This window comes from Acinetobacter sp. YH12106, assembly GCF_013418995.1.
GTDB lineage: Bacteria > Pseudomonadota > Gammaproteobacteria > Pseudomonadales > Moraxellaceae > Acinetobacter > Acinetobacter pseudolwoffii.
In genome coordinates, this window is sequence record NZ_VPAV01000055.1 from 1 (window position 1) to 4,313 (window position 4,313).

Sequence of the window (4,313 nt, forward strand, 5' to 3'; positions counted from 1 at the left end):
GTAAATTTTCAGCGTTGCTGGCTCCCCGTCAGCCGGATTGGGTTGCATCGCAGGGGTGTCGAAAGAGTCAACTGCGGTCCAAAGCTGTTGGACTTGGGTGAAAAGGGCGTTTATTCTTCCTATACGTCGATCGATTGAATGAAGGACATATACAATCATTTCTCCGACATTTGGTTATGGAGCGAAAAGTTTCAATATCTTATCAAAACCAGGCAATCAATGCGATTAAGTTTTATTACGAACGTGTTTTGGGTGGACAACGGAAAACATATTTCATCGAAAGACCAAAAAAAGAAAAAACACTTCCTGTTGTGATGAGTGAAGAAGAAACCATTCGGGTACTACGCGCTATTGAAAACGTGAAACACAAGGCTATTCTGATGACTATTTATTCGGCAGGTTTGCGCATTTCTGAATGTATAAACCTGAAAATAAAAGACATTGACTCCAAGCGCATGCAAATTCGTATAGAACAGTCAAAAGGAAAAAGAGATCGTTATACCATTTTATCTGAGAAAACATTAATTATTTTAAGAACATACTTTATGGAATATAAACCAAAAGATTATTTATTTGAAGGTCAAAAAGGTGGCGCATACTCAAGCCGAAGTATTCAAAACATTTTTAAAGCAGCTGTTTTAAAAGCAAAGATTCAAAAGGAAGTTACTGTACATACCTTACGACATAGCTTTGCAACGCATTTGCTTGAGAATGGTACGAGTTTACGTTATATTCAATCGTTGTTAGGTCATTCAAGCAGTAAAACAACTGAGGTTTATACACATATTACCACCAAGGGAATGGAACAATTAAAAAGTCCGATGGATTTGTTAGATATATAGAAAGGATTTGTATATTTGAGCAAAACTTAACAAAAAGCACTATGAATATAAATCCTTTTGAGAGAGTAGAAACGAACGGTAAACGGTTGAAAACGGATTTGTCACTGATAATGAAAGGTTTAGCAAAATAAGATATAGTGGATATATACGCCATTTGGCGTATAGCCTCTTGTTATGTGCCATTTTTGAATGACAATGCGAATAGATACAGACAAACAAATGAATTTACTTAGTGATAAGAACGTTGCAATAATTGGTGGTGGACCCGTTGGACTGACTATGGCAAAATTATTACAGCAAAACGGCATAGACGTTTCAGTTTACGAAAGAGACAACGACCGAGAGGCAAGAATTTTTGGTGGAACCCTTGACCTACACAAAGGTTCAGGTCAGGAAGCAATGAAAAAAGCGGGATTGTTACAAACTTATTATGACTTAGCCTTACCAATGGGTGTAAATATTGCTGATGAAAAAGGCAATATTTTATCCACAAAAAATGTAAAGCCCGAAAATCGATTTGACAATCCTGAAATAAACAGAAATGACTTAAGGGCTATCTTGTTGAATAGTTTAGAAAACGACACGGTTATTTGGGATAGAAAACTTGTTATGCTTGAACCTGGTAAGAAGAAGTGGACACTAACTTTTGAGAATAAACCGAGTGAAACAGCAGATTTGGTTATTCTTGCCAATGGTGGAATGTCGAAAATAAGGAGCTTTGTTACCGACACGCAAGTTGAAGAAACCGGTACTTTCAACATCCAAGCTGATATTCTTCAACCGGAAATAAACTGTCCCGGATTTTTTCAGCTATGCAACGGCAACCGATTAATGGCGGGACATCAGGGCATTTTATTGTTTGCCAATCCCAATAATAATGGTGCATTGTATTTAGGAATTAGTTTTAAAACGCCCGATGAATGGAAAAATAAAATTCCCTTAGATTTTCAGGACAGAAACAGCGTTGCCGATTTTTTATTGAAAAGATTTTCCAAATGGAGTGAAGTTTACAAACAATTAATACGTTCGGTATCAACATTTCAATGCTTGCCCACAAGGAAATTTCCTTTGAACAATGATTGGAAAAGTAACCGTCCATTACCCATAACAATGATTGGCGATGCTGCTCATTTGATGTCGCCTTTTGCAGGACAGGGTGTAAATACGGGATTATTGGATGCTTTGATATTGTCTGAAAACCTTACAAACGGAGAATTTACAAGTATTGAAAATGCCATCGAAAACTACGAACAACAAATGTTTGTTTATGCAAAAGATACGCAGGACGAATCGACAGAAAACGAAACCGAAATGTTTAGTCCCAATTTTTCGTTTCAAAAATTATTGAATCTATAAACAGTAAGAAAAAACGGCTACTAACAAGCAGTTTTGCAATAGTGGGGCAGAAGTGCAAAATTGAACTTGTGTGCTTCTATCAACTTTTGTACATTAGCTGCCAGTTTAAGATGGGTGCATTTGAGTATGCCCAAAGGAGCCCGCAAGTATGCGCAGGACGAAGCCAGTAGCCGCGCCGATGGTGGCGCGGGTCTATCTGCGCGTCAGCACCGACGCGCAGGACTTGGAACGCCAAGAGGCGATCACTACGGCCGCGAAGGCCGCCGGCTACTACGTCGCCGGCATCTACCGTGAGAAGGCATCCGGCGCACGCGCCGACCGGCCTGAGCTGCTGCGCATGATCGGCGACCTACAGCCCGGCGAGGTGGTCATTGCCGAGAAGATCGACCGCATCAGCCGCCTACCTTTGCCCGAGGCCGAGCGCCTGGTGGCCTCGATACAGGCCAAAGGCGCACGCCTGGCCGTCCCTGGCGTGGTCGATCTATCCGACCTGGCGGCCGAGGCCCAGGGCGTCGCCAAGATCGTGCTGGAAGCCGTGCAGATCATGCTTTTTCGCCTGGCCTTGCAGATGGCCCGCGACGACTACGAGGACAGGCGCGAACGCCAGCGCCAAGGCATTGAGTTGGCCCGCCAGGCCGGGCGGTACAAGGGCCGCCGTGCTGATCCGAAGCGCCGCGCCCAAGTTGTCGCGCTGCGCAAGTCCGGCTACAGCATCAACAAGACCGCCGAGCTGGCCGGGTACAGTGCGGCCCAGGTGAAACGGATATGGGCCGAGGTCAGCCAGGCCGAAGCGAAGCAGCACGGCGCGTTCGTGGAGGACGCATTGACGGAAGCCGATGCCCTGGCCGCTGTCGGCCAGGATGAGCGCCAGGAGGAAAGGGCATGAAGAAGCCGAACCAAGACGACGAGCCGTTTTTCATCACCGAGGAGATTGCGGCCGAAATGATCGCCGGCGGCTATGAGTTCGAGCTGCCGCCCATTCCTTGCACCATCCGCCTACGCGACGTGCTGGAGCGCATGACCGATGCTGAGCTAGCATTGCAGCCGGGCGAGATCGCCGACCAGGAGCGTGAACGCTGCCGGCGCAAGCCGTGTTCAACCTCATGATCTGGTCATGGTATTTTTCATGGCACTGAGCCTGATAGTTCTTGCAAATTGTTGTCACTAAAGGGTTTTGTGTGCTTGTTTACAATCGAGTGGGAGTGACGGGCACTGGCTGGCAATGTCTAGCAACGGCAGGCATTTCGGCTGAGGGTAAAAGAACTTTCCGCTAAGCGATAGACTGTATGTAAACACAGTATTGCAAGGACGCGGAACATGCCTCATGTGGCGGCCAGGACGGCCAGCCGGGATCGGGATACTGGTCGTTACCAGAGCCACCGACCCGAGCAAACCCTTCTCTATCAGATCGTTGACGAGTATTACCCGGCATTCGCTGCGCTTATGGCAGAGCAGGGAAAGGAATTGCCGGGCTATGTGCAACGGGAATTTGAAGAATTTCTCCAATGCGGGCGGCTGGAGCATGGCTTTCTACGGGTTCGCTGCGAGTCTTGCCACGCCGAGCACCTGGTCGCTTTCAGCTGTAAGCGTCGCGGTTTCTGCCCGAGCTGTGGGGCGCGGCGGATGGCCGAAAGTGCCGCCTTGCTGGTTGATGAAGTACTGCCTGAACAACCCATGCGTCAGTGGGTGTTGAGCTTCCCGTTTCAGCTGCGTTTCCTGTTTGCCAGCCGGCCCGAGATCATGGGGTGGGTGCTGGGCATCGTTTACCGCGTCATTGCCACGCACCTGGTCAAGAAAGCGGGCCATACCCACCAAGTGGCCAAGACGGGCGCGGTCACCCTGATCCAGCGTTTTGGATCGGCGCTCAATCTGAATGTTCACTTCCACATGCTGTTTCTCGACGGTGTGTATGTCGAGCAATCCCACGGCTCAGCGCGTTTCCGCTGGGTCAAGGCGCCGACCAGCCCAGAGCTCACCCAGCTGACGCACACCATCGCCCACCGGGTGGGTCGCTATCTGGAACGGCAAGGCCTGCTGGAACGGGATGTCGAAAACAGCTATCTGGCCTCGGATGCGGTGGATGACGACCCGATGACACCCCTGCTGGGGCACTCG

At 48.2% G+C, this 4,313-nt stretch carries 4 protein-coding genes and 1 pseudogene; all 5 read left to right on the forward strand.

Going from position 1 to position 4,313, the window contains the following annotated elements:
• The first annotated feature begins 176 nt into the window (after window positions 1-176).
• Window positions 177-842: a tyrosine-type recombinase/integrase gene (locus FTU45_RS15060; RefSeq protein WP_015060916.1), complete on the forward strand. Its 666-nt coding sequence runs from the start codon at window positions 177-179 to the stop codon at window positions 840-842.
• A 189-nt stretch (window positions 843-1,031) separates the two neighbouring features.
• The gene (locus tag FTU45_RS15065; protein WP_024160783.1) at window positions 1,032-2,198 is read left to right on the forward strand and encodes a tetracycline-inactivating monooxygenase Tet(X3); all 1,167 of its coding nucleotides are present in this window, start codon (window positions 1,032-1,034) and stop codon (window positions 2,196-2,198) included.
• Between the two features lie 148 nt (window positions 2,199-2,346).
• Window positions 2,347-3,084 (forward strand): recombinase family protein, encoded by a 738-nt coding sequence (locus tag FTU45_RS15070; protein WP_001366550.1) that lies wholly within the window; start codon window positions 2,347-2,349, stop codon window positions 3,082-3,084.
• Window positions 3,081-3,305, forward strand: coding sequence for a hypothetical protein (locus FTU45_RS15075; RefSeq protein WP_000743213.1), 225 nt, complete (start codon window positions 3,081-3,083; stop codon window positions 3,303-3,305). The genes FTU45_RS15070 and FTU45_RS15075 overlap by 4 nt, the downstream gene beginning before the upstream one ends.
• Before the next feature lie 210 nt (window positions 3,306-3,515).
• Window positions 3,516-4,313, forward strand: a pseudogene (locus FTU45_RS15080) (IS91-like element ISVsa3 family transposase); the annotation flags it as partial.

Excerpts from the sequence above, each read along its gene's own strand:
- FTU45_RS15075 (WP_000743213.1), top strand. The coding sequence starts at position 3,081 with ATGAAGAAGCCGAACCAAGACGACGAGCCGTTTTTCATCACCGAGGAG.
- FTU45_RS15060 (WP_015060916.1), top strand. The coding sequence starts at position 177 with ATGGAGCGAAAAGTTTCAATATCTTATCAAAACCAGGCAATCAATGCG.
- FTU45_RS15065 (WP_024160783.1), top strand. The coding sequence starts at position 1,032 with ATGACAATGCGAATAGATACAGACAAACAAATGAATTTACTTAGTGAT.
- FTU45_RS15070 (WP_001366550.1), top strand. The coding sequence starts at position 2,347 with ATGCGCAGGACGAAGCCAGTAGCCGCGCCGATGGTGGCGCGGGTCTAT.